Raw genomic sequence first — 18,285 nt, forward strand, 5'->3', positions numbered from 1 at the left:
CTACCTCGATCCGGCCGTCAGATCGAAACCGATGTACTCGGCGGCGTCCTCGGGGTTGGCGAACATGATCGTGCGGTCGTCCTCGTGGATCATGCGGCCGTAGTGGGTGGACATGTTCTCCTCGAACTCGGCGTGGTCGAAGTAGCCGGGCTCCTCGCCGAGAGCCTCGGAGATCTCGTCGTAGACGACGTCCATCCGGTGCTCCGCGTCGACCCGGATCATCGACGGCAGGGGTGTCACCCGGACGTTCTCCTTGGTCGACATCACCTGCGCCACCACCACGCCGACCTGGTTGTTCATCAACGTGAAGCCGCACATGTTCGATGCCGTGCTGTCGGACTTGAACCGGCTGTCCGTGCCGCCGAACGTCGTGGTCACTGTGCCAGCTCCTTCGGGGTGTCGAGGTCCAGCTCGGCGAGGATGCCGCTGAACCGGCTCTTGGCACGGTCGAGACCGTCTTCGAACCGGGGCGGCCGGGCGTCCGGCTGCGACCACAACGGCTGCAGGGTGCGGGCGGCGGCAAGGGCCCGCGGCACCCAGTCACCGAGCCACCCGTGCAGGATCGCCTTGTTGTGGCTGGCGAACTCGCGGTCGTTGGTCAGCAGCGTGAACATCGCCTTCGTGTAGCGCAGGTCCCGCTCGGAGAAGTCGTACTCCTCCGCGCCGACGACCGTCGGCGTGACGAAGTCGCCGTTGCCCGGCGCGGCCTGCTGCACGAGGTGGCTGCGGAACAGCTCGCCCACCAGGGGCTCGAACACGACGTTCGCCGCGAAGACGGCCTCGCACCAGTCGTCGACGGCGGTCAGCTGCTCGGCGACCTCGCGGACGCCCTGCCACGCCGGGTCCTCGTTCCAGGCGGTGAGGTGGGCTGTGCCGTCGAAGGCCTCGATCTCCTCGCTGAGCGTGAGGTTGTACAGCGCCAGATCCTGTGCCGAACGGATCCGGTGCATGCTGTTCACGGAGATCGCGTTGTTGTGCATGTTGGTCGGCGCGCGCCGGTTGGCGTTGGCGAACAGGTACAGCCCGAGCCCGTGGTCGACGTGCATCCAGGCGCCGACGTGCGACTCGACGAAGCGCACCCAGTTGCGGTTCCACTGCGTGAACGCCTTGGACCGGCGGGCGGCTTCGATGTTCTGGCCGAGCTGACGCACGACGTTGGAGTTGTAGCGGTACAGCGACAGCTCCCACTCCTCGTTCGGGTCGCGGAACTCGTGCCAGCCGTGCGCCGGCCACTCGTAGCCCTGCCCACCGGATCCCGGCCCACGCACGGGTTCCGGCCGGTCGGAGCCCCACGCCTTGAGAACGGTCCAGTCGAGCGGGTAGCCGCCGACCCCGTTGGAGAAGCCGTAGAGCCAGCCCTGGCTGAGGTAGTGCCGCGGGTCGGGCTGGACCTCGACGGTCACGTCCTCGTAGTGCGTCTGCTTGCGCTTCTGCGGGGTGTAGTAGTTGAACCGGCGGGCATTCGAGTCGGGAAACTCCCGGGCGCCGGCCTCCGCGTCGGTGAAGACCGGTTGGGGAACGCTGCGTGTCATGAGGTGCCCTCACTTTCACCCGTCGTGGTGAACTTGTCGTAGTAGATGTGCTTCTCCGGGACTCCGAGGCCGGCGAGCATCGGCATCGCGGCCTCGACCATCGGCGGTGGCCCGCAGACGTAGGCGTGCGAGCGCTTGAGGTCGGTCTCGTGCCGTTTCACCACGTCGGTGATGAGGCCGACCTCGCCGTCCCAGCCGTCCCCGGCGGTGGGCTCGGACAGCGCGGGGACGTACCGGAACCCGGGCAGGGTCTCCTCCAGCCCGCGCAGCTCGTCCTCGAAACAGAGGTCGTGGCGGCGGCGCGCGCCGTAGTAGAAGGTCGCCCGGCGCCCGAGGCCGCGCTCGGCCATCGAGCGCAGCAGCGACAGGATCGGCGCCATCCCGGCCCCGCCACCGAGGAAGACCAGGTCGTTCTCGCCCTCGCGGAGGGTGAACACCCCGAACGGGCCGGTCAGGTCGAGCCGGTCACCGATCGCGAGGCGGGTGTCCAGGAGGCCCGAGAACAGGCCGCCCGGGTAGATCTTGATGACGAACTCCAGGTGGCCGCTCTCCCGGCTCGACGTGTTCGCCATCGAGAACGACCGCGTCGCGTCGGTGCCGGGCACGGCGATGTCGACGTACTGGCCGGGAAAGAACTTGAGCTCCGTCGGCTCGATCAGCTTCAGCACCAGCCGGCGCATGTCGTGGGTGACCGGGTCGTTCGCCACCACCTCGGCCACCGCCTGCTGGATCGGCAGCCCGGACCGGATCATGTCCTCGTCGAAGTTGATCAGCTCGATCGTGACGTCCTCGTACACGTGCGCCCGGCACAGCAGCGTGAAGCCCTCCTCCCGCTCGTAGTCGGGCAGCGCGAACGTGGAGTACCGGTCGAGCTCGATGTCGTCGCCGTCGAGCACGAAGGACTTGCAGGAGGCGCACTGCCCCTCCTTGCAGCCGTGCATGAGCATCACGCCCTGCTCGGCGGCGGCGCGCAGGACCGTCTGCTCCTCGTCGACCTCGATCTCGATCCCGACCGGCTCGAACCGCACAGTGTGTTTCATGACGCCGTGCTTCATGACGCCGCTGCGGACTCAGTCCTCTGTCCGGGCGAACCGTCCGGCGGGGCCGCCGCGCACGTAGTTCGCGCGGAACGCCTCGCGCTCCTCGGGCGACATCTCGTTGAGCAGGACGTTGGGGCTCTGCAGCGGAGGGCAGCGGCGCAGGTGGTCCAGCGTCCACATCTTGGTGGGGTCCAGGTCGAGATGCGGCTGGGCGACCAGCGTCTTGCCGTCGTCGCGCACGAAACCCATGTCGGTGACCACGTCGGCCCAGTTCCAGCCGTGGTAGAGGGTCTCCCACTCGCGGGAGCCGATCAGCTGGCCCATGTTGGGCGTCTCCCGGCCCTGGTACGTCGGGCGGAACGCGGTGACGTCGGTCCAGCGGCACATCTCGTGGCAGTACGTCCGGACCTGGCCGTCGACCTCGTCGATCACCATGTCCTCACGGACGAGGCACGGCACCATGCAGGTCCAGCACCGGTGCGGGTACTGGTAGTCGACGTCCTCGAAGACGATCGGGTTGTGTCCGTTGGGAACCGAGAGACGGTTGTAGTTCTCCCACCACTTGCCGTACCGGTCGTACCAGCCCGGGTACTTGTGCTCGAACCACTCGAAGTCCTTGTCGGTCATCGGGTCGATGCGCCAGTAGTTGGCGAGCCATCCGGTGGCGAAGAACTGCGCGACCTCGTGCACGTAACCCTTGTTCCAGATCTGGTTCCACGCCTCCTCGATGAGGTCGTGCGGAATCACCAGGCCGTACTTCTCCAGCGGCACCAGGTAGCTGCGGTAGTAGTCGTCGTAGATCCACCGGCGCCACATCTCGGCGTAGCTCTCCCGGTCCTTGCGCCGGTCCTTGGTGCCGTACTCGATGAACGTGCCGATCGCCGCGTCGACCACGCGGTGGTTGTTCCACCAGGCGTAGCGCAGATCGCGCTCCAGCAACTGGTGGTTGCTCTCGTCCGACAGCGCCATCAGCAGCGTGGCGTAGCCGTTGCTGATGTGCCGGGACTCGTCGGACTGCACCGAGTGGAACACCGTCGGCAGCAGGTAGTCGCCGTTGGCGGCCGCCTCCGCCGGCATGGCGACGAAGAGTGTGTTGGTGAACGCCGTCTCGGCCACGATCGTCAGGTAGATGCTCGCCGCCGTGATCGCGTCACCGGTGATGAACCCCTCGGCGAACTGCCGGCCGATCGTGCCGCAGTAGTCGTTCTGGAAGTTCCGCAGGCTGCTGTTGAATCCGGCCGGGTCGATGTAGTTGTTCATGTACAGGCGCTTCAGGTTCTGCTGGATCGTCGAGTGCCGTACCTCGTCGATCATCTGGATCGCCTGACCGTTGTGCAGTTCCGGGTTGGGGACGGTGCGGAACAGCAGCGGCATCGCCCGCGCCGCCGAGATCTCCGGCAGCGGGATGATGCTGAGGAAGAGCTTCTGCCACTCCAGCCAGCGTTCCTGCACCTGGCGGAACATGTTCCCGCGGATGGCGCCGTCGGAGGCGCCGTAGACGCGGTGGTCCTTCTCCTCCTGCATCGGGAAGTACGACCGGAGCACCTGCTTGAGCGGGTCCTTCTTCTGCGCCTTGCGGAACGTGTAGTCGGTTCCGTACTGGGACACCGGTTCGTGGTACGCCGGTTCCCAGGACAGCTCCTGGATCTTCTGATGAGCCCGTGCGACACTCTGGCGACTCATGGGTCTCTCCTTGCCAAAACTTCGATGCCCGTCACTTCGATCGGCCGGCCAGACCGACACTCCGTCTCCGAGGATCAAACCGCGCGGCGGGGCCACCGGCGGTCTCAACATGAGGCAGCCCCGACAGCCGCCGACGTGGGCTCACTCTCCCGGCGCGGGATCCTCGCCGAAGGCCGCGGCCCGCAGGTCGGCGAGTTCGCGCCGCACCTGGTTGACGATCTGCCGGTCGCCCTCGACCGCCGGCCGGATTCCCAACGCCGACAACAACTGTGCCGCCGGTGGACCGGGGTCGCCGGCGTCGCCGAGCACCGGGTGCAGACCCTGCGCGGCGAGGTGGTGGAACACGAGGTTGACCACGCTCCACGGGTTGTATGTCTCCTCCACCTCGCCATCACAGAACGTCGAGGGCGGGGCAGAGGTCTCAACTTGAGACAGTCGTCGAGGTCTTCTTGCCTATTCTTTTCAGAACAGCGGGAGGCAGGGTGCGATGATGCGCGGACGCACGCCACCGCCGGAGCTGACCGATGGCGCCCGGCTCGCAGAGACACGGGAACGGTTCCTCACGGCCGAGTCGGTCGACCCGCACCTGGTGCGGGACACGATCCTGGCGTCCTGGTGGCGGTCACGCCGCGGGAACGTCGCGGCCGACCACATCGATCCCGCCTACGTCCGCGATCCCGACCCCGACACCCCGTTGATCCGCAGCGCGCTGCCGGTGCTGCGCAGCCTCCGCGACCACCTCGACGGCCAGCCGATCAGCATCATCCTCACCGATCCGGGCGGCGTGGTGCTGACCCGGCTCGCGGCGGACTGGGACCTCGACCGGCACCTCGACAGCGTCCAACTCGCGCCGGGCTTCAGCTATGCCGAGGAGTCGGTCGGAACGAACGGCATCGGCACGGCGCTGGAGGGCGGGCGACCGATGCACGTGTTCGGCCACGAGCACTACGCCGAGCACCTGGAGAACCTCGCCTGTGCCGGGGTGCCGATCCACCACCCGATCTCGGGAAAGACCGTCGGCGCGATCGACCTCACCTGCTGGCGCCGGGACGCCGGCCCGCTGCTGATCACCCTGGCGAAGACGACTGCCGACCAGATCCGGCAGGCGCTGCTGAACGACAGCGGGATGCGGGAGTTCGCGCTGCTGCAGCAGTACCTGCGGGCCTGCCGCCGGACCTCGGGCATCGTGCTCGCGCTCAACCACGACGTGGTGATGATGAACGACTACGCCCGGCAGGTCCTCGATCCGGTCGACCAGGCGGTGGTGCTGGGGCTGGCCGCCGAGGTGCTGACCAGCGGACGCCCCGGCCCGGTGGTGCTCGACCTGCCCATCGGCGGCCGGGTGCGGGTCCAGTGCCGCCCGGCGCGTGCCGGCGACCCGCTCGCCGGCGGCATCGTGACCGTGAAACCGGCCGGCCCGGTCGACCGGCCGAGGGCCACCACCCGCGCGCCGGTGCGCGCGACCCCGACGACCCTGCCCGGACTGGTCGGTTCCGGCCCGCTCTGGTTGCGCGGATGCCACCAGGTCGAGGCCGCGTACGACGCGGGCGAGTGGCTGGCCCTGGCGGGTGAGCCGGGAACGGGGAAGCTGGCACTGCTCAGGGCCGTACACCACCGGCGGAACCCGTCGGGCGTGTTCCACGTCCTCGACGCGGCGGACGCCGCCGCCACCGACTGGCCGGCCCGCGTGGCCAATGAGCTGGCCGGCGACGGCACGCTCGTGATCCGCCACGTCGACCTGCTCGACGGGCGACGCGCCCGCGCCCTGACCACCGCGTTGCGCGCGCACCGCGCGGGGGCGAACCGACCCGCGTTGTGGGTGACGGCCACGCTGCGGCTGGCCGGCGCGTCCGCCGAACTGCTGCAGTGCTTCCCCCGCACCGTGGAGGTCCCGCCGCTGCGCCATCACGCCGAGGACGTGCACGACCTCGTCCGGCTCTTCCTGACGAAGCTGAGTCCGGACGGCCGCCTCGTCTGCTCGCCCGAGGCGATGCAGGTGCTCGTCCGGTCGAGCTGGCCGGGCAACATCGAGCAGCTGGGCAACGTCATGAAGAAGGTGATCCAGCACCGCCGCACCGGGTCGATCCAACCCGACGACCTGCCGCCGGAGTGCCGCACCGTGAGCCGGCGGCTGCTCAACCCGTTGGAGTCGATGGAGCGCGACGCGATCGTGCAGAGCCTGCTGGACGCGTCCGGAAACAAGGCGAAGGCGGCGAACTCCCTGGGAATGTCCCGCGCGACGATCTACCGGAAGATCCACGAGTACGGCATCGTCACGCCGACGCCGTAGCGCCCGCCGTCACCTCGATGACGGCGGGCGCACCGGTAGGTGCTACGGGACGAGGATGGCCCGCCCGCGCACCCTGCCCGCGTCGAGGTCCTGGAACGCCTCGGCGGCGGCGTCCAGCGGATAGGTGCGGGTGTGCAGCGTGACCCGTCCCGACTGGGCCAGCGCCATCAGCTCGGCCAGTTCGTTGTACGTCCCGACGATGTTGCCGACGACGTTGCGTTCGGTCGAGATGATGTCCAGCGTCGGCACGGTGAGCGTGCCGCCGTAGCCGATGACGTAGTACGAACCGGTCCGCCGGGTCATCGCGAACCCGTCCTGCTCGGCGCCCTGCTCGGCGACGAAGTCGAACACCACGTCCGCGCCGCCGCCGGTCAGCTCCCGCACCGCGTCGACGTGCCCGCCGTTGGCGGCGACCGTCTCGTGCGCGCCGATCTGCTCGGCGAGCTTGAGCGCGTCGGGGTTGCGGTCGACCACGACGACGCGTGCCGCGGTGAGCGCGGCCAGGCACTGGATGCCGATGTGGCCGAGACCGCCGGCGCCGAGAACCACCGCCGTGGTGCCGGGGTACAGCAACGGAAGCGCCTTGCGGACCGCGTGGTAGGCGGTGATTCCGGCGTCGGCGAGTGCGGCGACGTCCTGCGGCCGGGTCGCCGGATCGAGCTTGACGCACGCGCGCGCGGACGTCAGCAGGTACTCCGCCATCCCGCCGTCGTGCGACAGGCCCGGGAAGCTGCTGTCGGCGCAGTGCATGTCCTGGCCGGCGCGGCAGGCGTGGCACAGCCCGCACGTCGGGGTGGGGTGCAGGATCACGGTGTCGCCGACCGCGACGTTGCTCACCGCCGAACCGATCTCGTGCACCCAGCCGGCGTTCTCGTGGCCGAGCGTGTAGGGCAGCGCGGGCGCCATCGCCGCCGCCCACTGGCCCTCGATGATGTGCAGGTCCGTGCGGCAGACGCCGGCGCCGCCGACCTTCACCACGACGTCGAGCGGCCCGCGCACGGTCGGCTCCGGCACCTCCTCGACGACGGGCTGCTGGTGGTATCCGTGCAGTCGTACGGCTTTCATCGCTCCTCCTCGCCCGCTCCCGCGGAGTTGTAGCGCACCTGCAACATGCCGCGGCAGATACCGGTGTTGGCTTCCAGGCTGGTTCTGGTCGTCCGGGCCCGCCGCAGATGCAACGCGAGCGCCTCGACCGGCACCGCCGCTCCGGTGACCGGATCCAGCAGCAGCGGGTCGCCGTCGCCGGCGGGCAGTCCGAGTTCGGCGCGCCGGTGCCGCAGCCGGTCCAGCGCAGGGGTCCGGGGCGCCGTTCCGATCGTCATCCCGGCAAGCTCCGCCGGCGAACGGCCGGCGGCGAGCATCGGACGGCACACCTGGTCGGTGCCGGCCAGGACGGCCTTGCGGAGGAAGTCCGCGCGCAGCCCGTCGAGTTCGCCGACCGCCTCGCCGGCGAAGCTCCGTGCGAAGCCGGCCCGGGCCGCCACCCCCTCGTTGATCGTGTCGGCCGCGAAGTGCTCGTCGAGCACCACGTCCACGTGCCCGACACCATCCACAGTGGACACCGCGTCGTACGCGTCGGCGACCATGAGGAACGCGAAGTTCGGCGCGCAGAAGTAGGTCGGCAGCCGCAGGTGGACCTCCGCGTGGCCGCCGGCCGACACCTCGCACGAGGCGACGAAACCCAGCGCGGTCACCGGCTCGTCCAGTTCCGGGTCCCGCACGGTGGACAGGGCCGTGAGCACCCGGTCCCGAAGAACTGTCATGTCGATTCGACCAGCTGCGCGCCCTCGGCGGCCGCGGGCGTGCCGGCTTCCGCCGGGAGCCGGCACTCGGCCGGCACCGGGATGTCGTACAGCGCCGCCGCGTTCAGGCCGAGGATCTTCTTCCGGGTGGCCGTGGTGACGCGCGGGAAGTCGTCGTACTCCTCGCCGGCCGGGTAGTCCCAGTCCACGAAGCCCTCGACCTGCCACTGCGGTTCCCAGATGCCGTAGTCGCTGCCGAAGGTCATCTTGTCCTCGCCGACCCAGAACAACAGCTCGCCCATCACCTTCGCGAAGAACCGCGGACGCGCGTGCATGAGACCGCCGATCACCACCGACAGGCCGGCGTAGACGTTGGGTTCCTGGGTGGCCATGAAGCAGAAGTCCTCGATGCGCGGCAGCCCGACGTGCTCGACGATGAAGTTCAGCGCGGGGAAGTCGGTGGCCGCGTGATCGACGTCCGAGACGTCGAACGCGTCCTTGTCCAGCGGCCAGATCGTCGGGCCCTTGTGGATGTGGATGTTCTTGATGCCCAGTTCCTGGCACTTCTCCAGGTACCGGTAGGCCTCCGGATCGGTCAGCTTCCAGCCGCGCGAGCCCTCCCGCCACTCGGCCGTGTACAGCTTGACGCCCCGGCAACCCCACCGCGCGACGTTGTCGGCCAGCGTCTTGAGACCGGCGTCCCCCTCGCGGGGGTCCCAGCGGGTGTTCAGCACGAACCGGCCCGGGTGCTTCTCGGCCAGCCGCGCGTTGCGCTCGGTGGTGTTGAAGCCCTCGGTGTACCACTCCTTGAGGTACGTGGGCTGCATGATCGCCACGTCGACGTGGCCGGTCTCGAACAGGTCGTGCATGGTGTCCTGTTCGGAGTACTTCATGTACTTCTCCAGCGGCCACCTGGTGTGCTCGGGCCCGAGGCCGTGGTAGGCGTAGAAGCACTCGATCCAGCCCTTGGCGAACTGCTCGGCACCGGGCACCCAGTTGTCCGGCGCGGCGTTCCAGTAGTGCATGTGCGCGTCGACCACGAAGTACTTCTCGCCGTCCTTCTCGTACATGGCTCCGCCCTTCTCCGTTGAGCGCCATGACACCGCCTGACCCGCGCGCCTGCGGTCTCAACTTGAGACATCGACCGGGTACTCGCCCCGGTAGCGTTCGCGACCTAGGCTGACCAGGACGACAGGTCTGGCCGCGCCCACCCGCCGGTGCGGTCCGGAGGAGACGAGGGTGCATTGGTTCGGCCCACGCGCCCGGGGCCGGCCGTCCGCACGAACGGCGACCGGCTCGCCGAAGCGCGGGAACGATTCCTCACGTCGGAGGCCGTCGAGCCCGACGAGGTGCGCGACACGATCCTCGCGTCGTGGCAGCGGTCGCGGTACTGGAACGTCGCGGCCGACCGGATCCGGCTGCGCTACGTCCGCGATCCCGATCTCGACAGCCCGCTCATCCGCAGCGCCCTGCCGGTGCTGCGGGTGCTGCGCAACCACCTCGACGGCCAGCCGATCAGCGTCCTCCTCACCGACCCGGCCGGCCTGGTGCTGACCCGGATGACCGGCGACGCCGACCTGGAGCGACACCTCGACCGGGTGCTGCTGGCGCCCGGGTTCAGCTACGCCGAGGAGTGGGTGGGGACCAACGGCATCGGCACGGCGCTCGAGGGCGGCCGCCCGATGCACGTCTTCGGTCATGAGCACTACGCGGAGAACCTGGAGAATCTGGCCTGCGCCGCCGCGCCCATCCACCACCCGATCACCGGCAAGACCGTCGGGGCGGTCAACCTGACGTGCTGGTGCCGCGACGCCGGCCCGCTCCTGATCACGCTGGCCAAGACCACCACGGACCAGATCCAGCAGGCCCTGCTCGCCGACAGCGGCGCCGGCGAGTTCGCGCTGACCCGGGAGTTCCTGCGCGTCTGCCGGCGGGGCGCGGGTCTCGTCGTCGCGTTCAACGACGACATGGTGATGATGAACGAGCATGCGCGCCGGGTGCTCGACCCGGCCGCGCAGTCGGTGCTGCTCGGCCACGCCGCCGAGACGCTCGCCGCGGGGCGCTCCGCGACCTCGGTCGTCGAGCTGCCCAACGGCTCCACCAGCCAGTTCCAGTGCCGGCCGGTGCATGCCGAGGGCCGCCTGGCCGGCGGCATCCTCCACGTCAAGCTGATCGACCCGGTCGCCGCGCCGGTGCCGTCGGCCCGGTTCCCGCTGCCCGGTCTGATCGGTTCCGGACCGTTGTGGGCGCGCGCCGGGCAACTCGTCGAGGCCGCCTACGCCGCGCAGGAGTGGCTCGTCGTCGAGGGCGAGCCGGGCACGGGCCGACTCACCCTGATCCGGGCCGTGTACCAGCGCCGCCATCCCGGTGGCCGGATCACCGTGCTCGAGGCCGGCCCGGACCTCCCGGAGGCCGTCCGCCGGGAGGCGGCGAACGGCACCGGCGCGCTCGTCGTGCGGCACATCGAGCGGCTCGGCCCGGAACAGGCCGACAGCCTGCGCTCGGTGCTGGCCGCCTCGCCGCCACGGATGGCCGAGGTCTGGGTCGCGGCGACCCTCGACCTGAACCCGGACGACCCCGGGGCCCGCGGGCGCGTCGAACCGCGTCTCCTCGACCTGTTCGCCCGGACGGTGGAGGTGCCGCCGCTGCGCCACCACCCCGAGGACCTGCCCGACCTCGTGCCGTTCCTGCTGACCCGGCTGGTTCCGGACGGCCGGCTGCGCTGCTCGCCGGAGGCGATGCAGGTGCTGATGCGCTACACCTGGCCGGGCAACACCGAGCAGCTCCGGCAGGTGCTCCGGAAGGTGGTCCAGCACCGGCGCACCGGCACGATCCACGCCGACGACCTGCCGCCCGAGTGCCACACGGTCAGCCGGCGGCTGCTCAGCCCGCTGGAGTCGCTCGAACGCGACGCGATCGTGCAGAGCCTGCGCGACGCGGACGGCAACAAGAGGAAGGCCGCCAAGTCGTTGGGAGTCAGCCGGGCCACCATCTACCGGAAGATCCACGAGTACGGCATCGTCCTACCGGCGCCCTGAGGAGCAGGAATGATCTTCATTACGGCCAAGTTCCGGATCCGGCCCGAACACGCCGACGAATGGCCCGAGATCGCCGACGAGTTCACCCATGCCACCCGGGCCGAGCCGGGCTGCCTGTGGTTCGAATGGTCCCGAAGCCTCGCCGACCCCACCGAGTACGTGCTGGTGGAGGCGTTCCGGGACGACGAGGCCGGCGGCGCGCACGTGCGGTCCGACCATTTCGCGAAGGCGCAGCAGACACTGCCGCCGCACCTGGCCGAGACACCACGCATCGTCAACGTCACGGTGCCGCAGGACGACTGGTCCGAACTCGGCGAGATGGCCGTCAAGGACTGATTCCGCGAGCTCACGACCAGGCGATGCGCCAGGAGCCGTCGACGACGTGCACGGTGGTCGGCACCGATGCAGTTTCGCGGTTGGACAGGCTTCGGGGTTGGCTCCATGATCGTTAGCGTCGCGACGTTTTTGCTGTTTTCGCCGTCTCGGGACAGCAGAAACGTCGCACCGCTTTCGATCATGGAGTGATCGGAGCATCCACCGTCGCGCCAGCCGCCGCCGGCGCCGCCCCGGCGCTCCCGAACTGAGCGGACCTCAGCCGCGATCGACCCGGGTGTACAGGCGGTCGGCCGGGTCGATCGGTGTGCCACCGGTGGGCGCCGGCGGGTCGGGTTCGACGAGCGTTGCCGTCGGGTCGACCGCAATGTCTTTCGGGACCCCGGTGGCGGTGGGTGACGCGGCGTCGCGGAGCAGGGTGTAGCCGGTGATCACGACCGCGGCGAGCATGAGCGTCGACAGTATCCGGGGGTCGACGAACGGGCTGTGCGGGCCGCCGTTGGACAGGAACGGCAGGTAGGACAGTGCGGACGCGGCCTGGACGATCAGCGGCAGGTACCACAGGCGGGGACGGTAGAACGCCAGCGCGACGGTCAGCAGATCCGTCAGGTAGAAGTAGCGTTCGTGCATCGACGGCAGCAGGAACGGCACGGTGACGGCGAAGCACGCGGCGGCCGTGACGATCCGGGTCCGGTCGAGGTCGACCCGGGCCGCGACCAGCGCGTAGCAGATGCCGAGCACGACGGCGATCGTGAACACGTAGCCGAGATTGCGCAGGACGCCGCCGGCGTAGTCGATCTGCAGATACTGGAACACCGACGGCGCGGAGCGGGCCAGGCCGCCCTTGTCGTCGGTCTGGCTGGAGTACACGGTGAGCAACTCGACCGGATCGCGGCCGGCGGCGATCGCGGGAAGGTCCAGAAGCAGGTAGACCGCGGGGAGGGCGAGCAGGACCCGCCAGCGCACCCTGCCGGCCAGCACCAGCAGGAGTAGCACCGGAAGGATGAAGACGCCCTGCGGCTTGACCGCGACGGCGGTGGCGAAGAAGGCGACTGCCCACCAGTGGCGGTCGCGTAGCAGCAGGTACAGGCCGCCGAGCGCGAACCCCGCCCACACCGACTCGCACTGTCCGTACATCGACGCGTTGACCACGACGGTCGGGAGAAACGCGGTGACGAGCGCGGCCAGGGTCGGTATCCGCCAGCCCGGGTACCGGAGGGCGACCAGGCGGTACATGAAGTAGACGACCATGGCGTCGAACAGCGCGAAGATCAGCTTGATCTTGAGCAGCGTGGCACCCGGCAGGAACCCGGCGACGACCAGCAGGTAGAGGAACGGCGCGTTGTAGTTGCCGATCGGCTCGCGCAGCCCCGATATCCCGCCGGCCGCCCAGAGCTGGTCGTACCAGCTCCGGAACACCACCAGGTCGGTGGTGACGTAGTTGCGGCCGACCACGCGGACGACAACCGCGAGCACCACCAGGGCGGCGAGGATCAGCCGCTCAGCCGGCGGCACCGCCCGGATCGCCGCGAGCCGTTGCCGGCCCCAGGAGTACCAGAGGGACATGAGGGGATCGCCGTTCGCAGAGTGGGACAGGGTGAGCAGGTGCCAGCACCGACCCTCTCTCACCGGTGACGCCACCGGCAAACCGGCTCGCCGCCGAGCTCACCCGCGGACCGCCGCGATGACGGTCTGGTCGACCCGGCTACCGGCCGACCCGGCGGCGCCGACCCGCAACGACAGCGCCTGTCCGGCGGCGAGGGTGGGCAGCGTGGCCCGGTACCGGCCGTCGGTCGGGGTGACCCGCGCCGGTTGCCAGGTCGCTCCGTCGTCGACCGACGTCCACAGCCGGAACTCCGTGATCCGTTGCGGTTTCACGCCGATCGCCTGGCGGACGTCGAACAGGGCCGGCCCGCCGGCGACCGGACGGTTGTCCGCGTCCAACGGGAGTTCGTAGTCCACCGACAGGAGTGGCACCGGCACCGTGCCGGTGCCCGTCGGGCCGGTCGACCGGAACGTCCACTCGGAACTGATCCGCTTCGGCGCGGCGAGCGTCGGCCCCGGCTCCACGTCGAACACGAGACGGTAGTCGCCCGTGCCGGTCGGAACGGCGAACTCGCCGACGTTCGTCTGCGTCGAGCCGACGAGGGATCCGCCGCGGAACAGTCGCATCGACTCGGTCATGCCGTCGAGCGGCCAGCAGTTGAACCGCTGGTGCCGATCGGTGAGCGTCGTCAGGTGGAACAGCAGGACCCCCCGGGTGCGCATCGGCGGACGCGGGACGCAGGAGCTGTACGACTCGCCCGGATCGTCGTACCAGTCCGAGTGAATCGGTTGCCGGGCCCACGTCTTCGCCTGACGGCTTCCGGCCGCGAGCATGTGATACGGCTCCTGGGTAACGATCCCGTCGGCGTAGAACACCTCGTCCTGCCACACGAATCCGGGTGTCAGGTAGTCGGTGCGGGTCTCCGGAAGGTCGGTGGTCCGGGAGTCGACGACGTACCAGCCGTCCGGGCCCAGTGCCGACCGCGCGAACACCGTCGGCCCGTCGATGCGGTGGAACCGCTGCTCGATGCGGGCCATCCGATCCTTCTCGGCGGCCGTCACGTGGTGTGTCGGGTCCGCCGGGATGCCCGACTGCCACGTGTGGACGATGTCGTAGTAGCTGCCCGGCGCCTTGAGCCCGAACGAGGCGTTCACCCGGTACGTGCCGATCGTCGCGCCGTCGTTCGGCTCCGCGTGGACGGTCCAGTCGCGGGCCGCGTCGCCCCAGGCCCACACCGACGCGCCGAACCCGAGGCCCTGTGCGCCCCGCTGATCGACGCCGATCGCCACCGAGGCCGCCTCGGTGTCGGCACCCTCCACTGTGGACTTCACGCGTTTCGCCCGGCCGGCATCGATCGTCACGGTCGTGTCGGACCGGACCTCGACGTCGGGATCGCCGAGGATCCCACCGGTGCCTCCATTCCCGAACTGTCCGAAGGACGCCAGGACGCTGTACCGCCCGGCCGCCACCCGGATCGTCGCCGTCCCGCCCGCGACGACACCCACGCCGCCGAGGTGCAAAGCCGGATCGTCGAGGTTGTTCACCTGGATGTTCAGGAATCCGGCGACCCCGCCCGGCAACAGCCCGGTGGCGAACGTCAGATCGTGGATCGGCGCCTCGATCTCGAACGTCACGGGTGTGCGGGCGAGGACCGCGCCGTCGTCGCCGTGGGCCGTCACCAACGCGGTGTAGAAACCCGGTGCGGCGGTCCGATCGACGGTGACGGTGCTGGTGACCGTTCCGCCACCCGCCGGCGTCAGGCGGGTCGTCGACAACCGCGCGCCCGCCGCCGATCGTCCGGCGTGGTCGGTCACCGCGACGTCGAGCGTCACCTCGGCCGGTCGGGTGCCGGTGTTCGTCCAGGAGAGGAGCCGGTCCCGGTCCTGCCGGCCGAGGTTGACGACGCCCTGCCCGGCGACCACCCCGTCGAGCGCGGCAGCCGCGTCGAGACGACCCGCGCCGACGGTGTAGACGTCGGTGGTCCGGGCCGCGTCCGCGGCACCGACGAGCGCCGCCTTCACCTGCGCGGCCGACCAGTCCGGATGCCGGCCGACGAGCAGCGCGGCCGCACCGGCCACGTGCGGGGTGGCCATCGAGGTGCCCGATGCGGACACGTACCGGTCGTCGATCGGCCGGCCCATCGTGGTGCCGGCGGCGCGGGCCGCGACGATGTCGACGCCCGGTGCGACGATCTCGGGCTTGGCCGCGCCGCTCGTCTGCACGGGACCGCGGGTGGAGAAGCCGGCGACGGTGTCGGTGCCGTCGACCGCGCCGACGGTGAGCGCACCGGCGGCGGCCGCGGGGGAGGGGACGTCGCGCCCGTACGAACCGCTGTTGCCGGCGGCCACCACGAACAGCGCACCCGTCCGCGCGGTCAGCGCGTCCAGCGCCTGCGACAACGGGTCGGTGCCGTCGCTGGGCTCGTATCCGCCCAGGCTCATGTTGACCACGTCGGCGCGGGCCGCGGCCCACTCCATTCCGGCGATGACCTGTGAGTCGTAGCCGGAGCCGTTGTCGTCGAGGACCTTGCCGACGAGCAGCTCCGCGTCCGGTGCGACGCCGCGCCGGGCACCGCCAACTCCGGCACCCGAGCCGGCCGCGGTGGCGGCAACGTGGGTGCCGTGGCCGACGCGGTCCACGGCGTCGCCGCCGTCGACGGTGAAGTCGGCCCGGTCGGTCACGCGTCCGACGAGGTCGGGGTGGGTGAAGTCGGCGCCGGTGTCCAGGACGGCCACGCGGGCGCCCCGACCGGTGGCGCCGGCGGCCCACGCCCGCGGCGCGGACACCTGCTTCAGGTTCCGGTCGATCCCAGTTCCGTCCACTGTGGACAGTGCGGACGCCGTGACCCGGCGGTCCAGCCACACCTTCGTGCCGGCGGATTGGGCCGACGGACCTGACCGGTCGCCCACGAGCGCCGCCAGCACGCCCGCCCCGCCGGACTTCGGTGCGCGACCGGCCACGGCGCCGATGCTCGGCAGGTCGTGCCTGGCGGTCAGCTGCCCGGTGAGTTGCTCCGTGGCGACGCGAGCGGAGCCACCACCGGACCGGACGATCAGCGGCAGTTCGGCCGAACGCGCGTCGTCGTAGCCGTTCTGCACCAGCGTCGTCACGTCGAACAGGTCCGGGTCCAGCACCGAACCGAGCAACGGCGCCACCGCCGACGGAATGACCGTGACGTGCCCGTCCGGATCGCAGTGCCGGGTCATGACGCCACTCGCCGCCACCGGCTGCACCGACACCGCCGCGCATCCCGACGGTCGGCCGGTGACGGTGACGACATCGCCCGTCAACAGCGTGACGCGGTACGTCCTCCCGGCCGGAACCGCCGGAACCGCCGCCGGAACCGCCGCCCCCGACGTCACCGGTCCGGCGCCGGTCCCGCCACGACCGGGATCGGCTCCCGCCGGCCCACCGAGTGTGCCGACGACGACCATCGCCGTCAGCGCCCAGCCCCACGCCCGGACCCTCATCGACGCCCCTTCCCGCGGTGTCATTCACGCCTGCACATGCTTCGACACCGACGGCGCCGCCTCCGTTTACCACGACCGGGAGCTCGCTCGTCGAGGTTCAGCGGCGGCGACGCAGGAAGAGGGTCCACCGCGCGCCGCAGCCGCCGGCGCCAACCACGTCACGTCTCCGGTCAGGCTGCGGCGAGGGCGAGGGTGAGGCAGAAGCCGAGCAGTGCGGCTCCCTGGAGGGTGGCGCGGAGGTTGATGATCGAGTCCCAGCGTTGCTGAAGCTGGCGTGCTTCGGCCGGCACCCGGCCGGCCTCGGCCGCCGCGATGAAGACCTTGTTGATCGGTAGTGAGATCCGGTTGAACAGGACCAGCCAGACCAGCAGCAGGAGCAGGGCGATCCCCGCGGGGACGCCGGCGGCTGGGCGGCCGGTGAGGAACGCGGTGAGCGTGGTCGCGGCGCCGGCGATCACGCTGAGGATGCCCGGCAGGGGCATGCGGGCGTTGCCGTAGCGGTGGGACAGGCCGACGACGCGGGTCAGCGTGGCGTCGTCGACAGCGGCGTACGTCGGGCGCATGACCAGGGCGCCGAGCGTGTCGGTGCCGAAGATGACGGCGGTGGCAAGCGCGGCGGTGGTGGCGAGGACGTCGAGGAGCACGGTCATGATCTCTCCTAGAATCTAGCGTTGCTAGAAATCTAGCACTGCTAGGATGCGGATGTGAAGGCACCGACGAAAGCGCAACTGGCCCGTGCCGGCCGGCGGGATCGGATCGTCGCCGCGGCGCGGGAGATCGCCGAGGTGGACGGGTGGCCGGCGGTCACCGTGCGACGGCTGGCCGACACGATCGGCTTCAGCCAGCCGGTTCTCTACGGGCACTTCCCCGACGGCCGGGACGGCATCATCCGGGCGGTGGCCCTGGCCGGCTTCGCCCGGCTCGCCGAACTGCTGACCGCCGCGGGTGACCTGGCCGGAATCGGCGCGGCGTACCTCGACTTCGCCCGCTCGCAGCCCGCGACGTACGAGGCGATGTTCTCGATGCCGACCGACCTGGAGTTCGCCCGGCCCACCACGCCCGAGCAGCTGCGCGCCGGATTCCGCCCGCTGCTGTCCACCATGGGCGACGAGACCCGGGCGGAGGTCCTGTGGAGCGCGCTGCACGGCCTCGCCGACCTGTCCCGGCACGGCCGCCTGCGGCCCGACCACGAGACGGCCCGTGTCGACACGCTGATCGGCCTGTTCGGGCCGGAGTAACTCGGCCCTCACCTCGACCGGCGCCGGCCGCCCCAGGGGTCAGAAGTCTCTTTCCTCGTCGAACCAGGCGAGGGCGCGGTCCGTGTCGATCGCGTGGCGGGCTGCGAGGAGCGCGACGGCTTCAGCCGCGTCTTCGCGTTCGATCGTGTCGATGCCGGGCAGCGTGTTGATCACCTGGACGAATCGACGGATGCCTGCCTCGGGCTCGGTGGCGGTCTCGGCTGCCCTGAACGCAGCGGTGGCCTTGCGGGCCGCCGCCGGTCGCCAGTCGTTGAACGGCAGGCCGTGGTGTTGGTCGAACCAGCCGGGTGAGGTCGGTGAACTGCAGCAGGCTGGCGCAGTCGAACGGCTGCCGCACCGGTGAGACCTTGAC

Annotated in this window: 16 protein-coding genes; 4 read left to right on the forward strand and 12 right to left on the reverse strand. The window is 70.4% G+C overall.

The genetic code is table 11. The features are described from left to right. From mimD to Vau01_RS43780, 5 genes are all read right to left on the reverse strand, one after another. Complete coding sequence (gene mimD, locus Vau01_RS43760) at positions 1 to 378, reverse strand: propane 2-monooxygenase effector subunit MimD (RefSeq protein ID WP_239152323.1); 378 nt, start codon at positions 376 to 378, stop codon at positions 1 to 3. Then, a complete protein-coding gene (locus tag Vau01_RS43765; RefSeq protein WP_204006071.1) occupies positions 375 to 1,532 on the reverse strand; it encodes a ferritin family protein in 1,158 nt (385 codons plus the stop codon). Before Vau01_RS43765 ends, mimD begins: the two co-directional genes overlap by 4 nt. After that, positions 1,529 to 2,572, reverse strand: coding sequence for an NADH:ubiquinone reductase (Na(+)-transporting) subunit F (locus Vau01_RS43770; protein ID WP_204006072.1), 1,044 nt, complete (start codon positions 2,570 to 2,572; stop codon positions 1,529 to 1,531). The genes Vau01_RS43765 and Vau01_RS43770 overlap by 4 nt, the downstream gene beginning before the upstream one ends. Before the next feature lie 30 nt (positions 2,573 to 2,602). Beyond that, positions 2,603 to 4,255: a ferritin family protein gene (locus tag Vau01_RS43775; protein ID WP_239152324.1), complete on the reverse strand. Its 1,653-nt coding sequence runs from the start codon at positions 4,253 to 4,255 to the stop codon at positions 2,603 to 2,605. A gap of 141 nt (positions 4,256 to 4,396) precedes the next feature. Continuing rightward, a complete protein-coding gene (locus tag Vau01_RS43780) occupies positions 4,397 to 4,639 on the reverse strand; it encodes a hypothetical protein (protein ID WP_204006073.1) in 243 nt (80 codons plus the stop codon). A 106-nt stretch (positions 4,640 to 4,745) separates the two neighbouring features. Between Vau01_RS43780 and Vau01_RS43785 the strand changes: the two genes are divergently transcribed. Next, positions 4,746 to 6,545, forward strand: coding sequence for a sigma-54-dependent Fis family transcriptional regulator (locus tag Vau01_RS43785; protein ID WP_204006074.1), 1,800 nt, complete (start codon positions 4,746 to 4,748; stop codon positions 6,543 to 6,545). Between the two features lie 42 nt (positions 6,546 to 6,587). Here the strand turns inward: Vau01_RS43785 and Vau01_RS43790 are convergent, their stop codons facing one another. From Vau01_RS43790 to Vau01_RS43800, 3 genes are read right to left on the reverse strand one after another with little or no spacing between them, the layout of a single operon-like run. Further along, positions 6,588 to 7,610: an NAD(P)-dependent alcohol dehydrogenase gene (locus tag Vau01_RS43790; RefSeq protein ID WP_204006075.1), complete on the reverse strand. Its 1,023-nt coding sequence runs from the start codon at positions 7,608 to 7,610 to the stop codon at positions 6,588 to 6,590. Beyond that, positions 7,607 to 8,308, reverse strand: coding sequence for an iron-sulfur cluster assembly protein (locus Vau01_RS43795; protein ID WP_239152325.1), 702 nt, complete (start codon positions 8,306 to 8,308; stop codon positions 7,607 to 7,609). Before Vau01_RS43795 ends, Vau01_RS43790 begins: the two co-directional genes overlap by 4 nt. Next, positions 8,305 to 9,357, reverse strand: a complete 1,053-nt coding sequence (locus tag Vau01_RS43800; protein ID WP_204006077.1) for an amidohydrolase family protein — start codon at positions 9,355 to 9,357, stop codon at positions 8,305 to 8,307. Before Vau01_RS43800 ends, Vau01_RS43795 begins: the two co-directional genes overlap by 4 nt. A 174-nt stretch (positions 9,358 to 9,531) precedes the next feature. Here Vau01_RS43800 and Vau01_RS43805 point away from each other — a divergent pair, with 174 nt between their 5' ends. Both Vau01_RS43805 and Vau01_RS43810 read left to right on the forward strand, forming a co-directional pair. Continuing rightward, on the forward strand, positions 9,532 to 11,325 hold the full coding sequence (locus Vau01_RS43805; RefSeq protein WP_204006080.1) for a sigma-54-dependent Fis family transcriptional regulator: 1,794 nt from the start codon (positions 9,532 to 9,534) through the stop codon (positions 11,323 to 11,325). 9 nt (positions 11,326 to 11,334) lie between these two features. Continuing rightward, a complete protein-coding gene (locus tag Vau01_RS43810; protein WP_204006082.1) occupies positions 11,335 to 11,661 on the forward strand; it encodes a putative quinol monooxygenase in 327 nt (108 codons plus the stop codon). 255 nt (positions 11,662 to 11,916) lie between these two features. Here Vau01_RS43810 and Vau01_RS43815 read toward each other — a convergent pair whose 3' ends face one another. The 3 genes from Vau01_RS43815 to Vau01_RS43825 form a co-directional block, all read right to left on the reverse strand. Further along, positions 11,917 to 13,224 (reverse strand): putative hexosyltransferase, encoded by a 1,308-nt coding sequence (locus Vau01_RS43815; RefSeq protein ID WP_204006084.1) that lies wholly within the window; start codon positions 13,222 to 13,224, stop codon positions 11,917 to 11,919. 99 nt (positions 13,225 to 13,323) lie between these two features. Further along, complete coding sequence (locus Vau01_RS43820) at positions 13,324 to 16,674, reverse strand: S8 family serine peptidase (RefSeq protein WP_239152326.1); 3,351 nt, start codon at positions 16,672 to 16,674, stop codon at positions 13,324 to 13,326. Between the two features lie 170 nt (positions 16,675 to 16,844). Continuing rightward, positions 16,845 to 17,324 (reverse strand): DUF1772 domain-containing protein, encoded by a 480-nt coding sequence (locus Vau01_RS43825; RefSeq protein WP_204006086.1) that lies wholly within the window; start codon positions 17,322 to 17,324, stop codon positions 16,845 to 16,847. Between the two features lie 54 nt (positions 17,325 to 17,378). Between Vau01_RS43825 and Vau01_RS43830 the strand changes: the two genes are divergently transcribed. Continuing rightward, entirely contained in the window at positions 17,379 to 17,912 is a 534-nt protein-coding gene (locus Vau01_RS43830) for a TetR/AcrR family transcriptional regulator (RefSeq protein WP_204006087.1), read from the forward strand. A gap of 39 nt (positions 17,913 to 17,951) precedes the next feature. Here Vau01_RS43830 and Vau01_RS64825 read toward each other — a convergent pair whose 3' ends face one another. Continuing rightward, positions 17,952 to 18,086: a hypothetical protein gene (locus Vau01_RS64825; RefSeq protein WP_275424009.1), complete on the reverse strand. Its 135-nt coding sequence runs from the start codon at positions 18,084 to 18,086 to the stop codon at positions 17,952 to 17,954. Positions 18,087 to 18,285: the final 199 nt, after the last annotated feature.

This window comes from Virgisporangium aurantiacum, from assembly GCF_016863635.1.
Lineage (GTDB): Bacteria > Actinomycetota > Actinomycetes > Mycobacteriales > Micromonosporaceae > Virgisporangium > Virgisporangium aurantiacum.

Coding starts and splice junctions, on each gene's coding strand:
- Vau01_RS43795 (WP_239152325.1), bottom strand. CDS start 8,308: ATGACAGTTCTTCGGGACCGGGTGCTCACGGCCCTGTCCACCGTGCGG.
- Vau01_RS43775 (WP_239152324.1), bottom strand. CDS start 4,255: ATGAGTCGCCAGAGTGTCGCACGGGCTCATCAGAAGATCCAGGAGCTG.
- Vau01_RS43770 (WP_204006072.1), bottom strand. CDS start 2,572: ATGAAACACACTGTGCGGTTCGAGCCGGTCGGGATCGAGATCGAGGTC.
- Vau01_RS43765 (WP_204006071.1), bottom strand. CDS start 1,532: ATGACACGCAGCGTTCCCCAACCGGTCTTCACCGACGCGGAGGCCGGC.
- Vau01_RS43815 (WP_204006084.1), bottom strand. CDS start 13,224: ATGTCCCTCTGGTACTCCTGGGGCCGGCAACGGCTCGCGGCGATCCGG.
- Vau01_RS43820 (WP_239152326.1), bottom strand. CDS start 16,674: ATGAGGGTCCGGGCGTGGGGCTGGGCGCTGACGGCGATGGTCGTCGTC.
- Vau01_RS43790 (WP_204006075.1), bottom strand. CDS start 7,610: ATGAAAGCCGTACGACTGCACGGATACCACCAGCAGCCCGTCGTCGAG.
- Vau01_RS43785 (WP_204006074.1), top strand. CDS start 4,746: ATGCGCGGACGCACGCCACCGCCGGAGCTGACCGATGGCGCCCGGCTC.
- Vau01_RS43825 (WP_204006086.1), bottom strand. CDS start 17,324: ATGACCGTGCTCCTCGACGTCCTCGCCACCACCGCCGCGCTTGCCACC.
- Vau01_RS43800 (WP_204006077.1), bottom strand. CDS start 9,357: ATGTACGAGAAGGACGGCGAGAAGTACTTCGTGGTCGACGCGCACATG.
- Vau01_RS43810 (WP_204006082.1), top strand. CDS start 11,335: ATGATCTTCATTACGGCCAAGTTCCGGATCCGGCCCGAACACGCCGAC.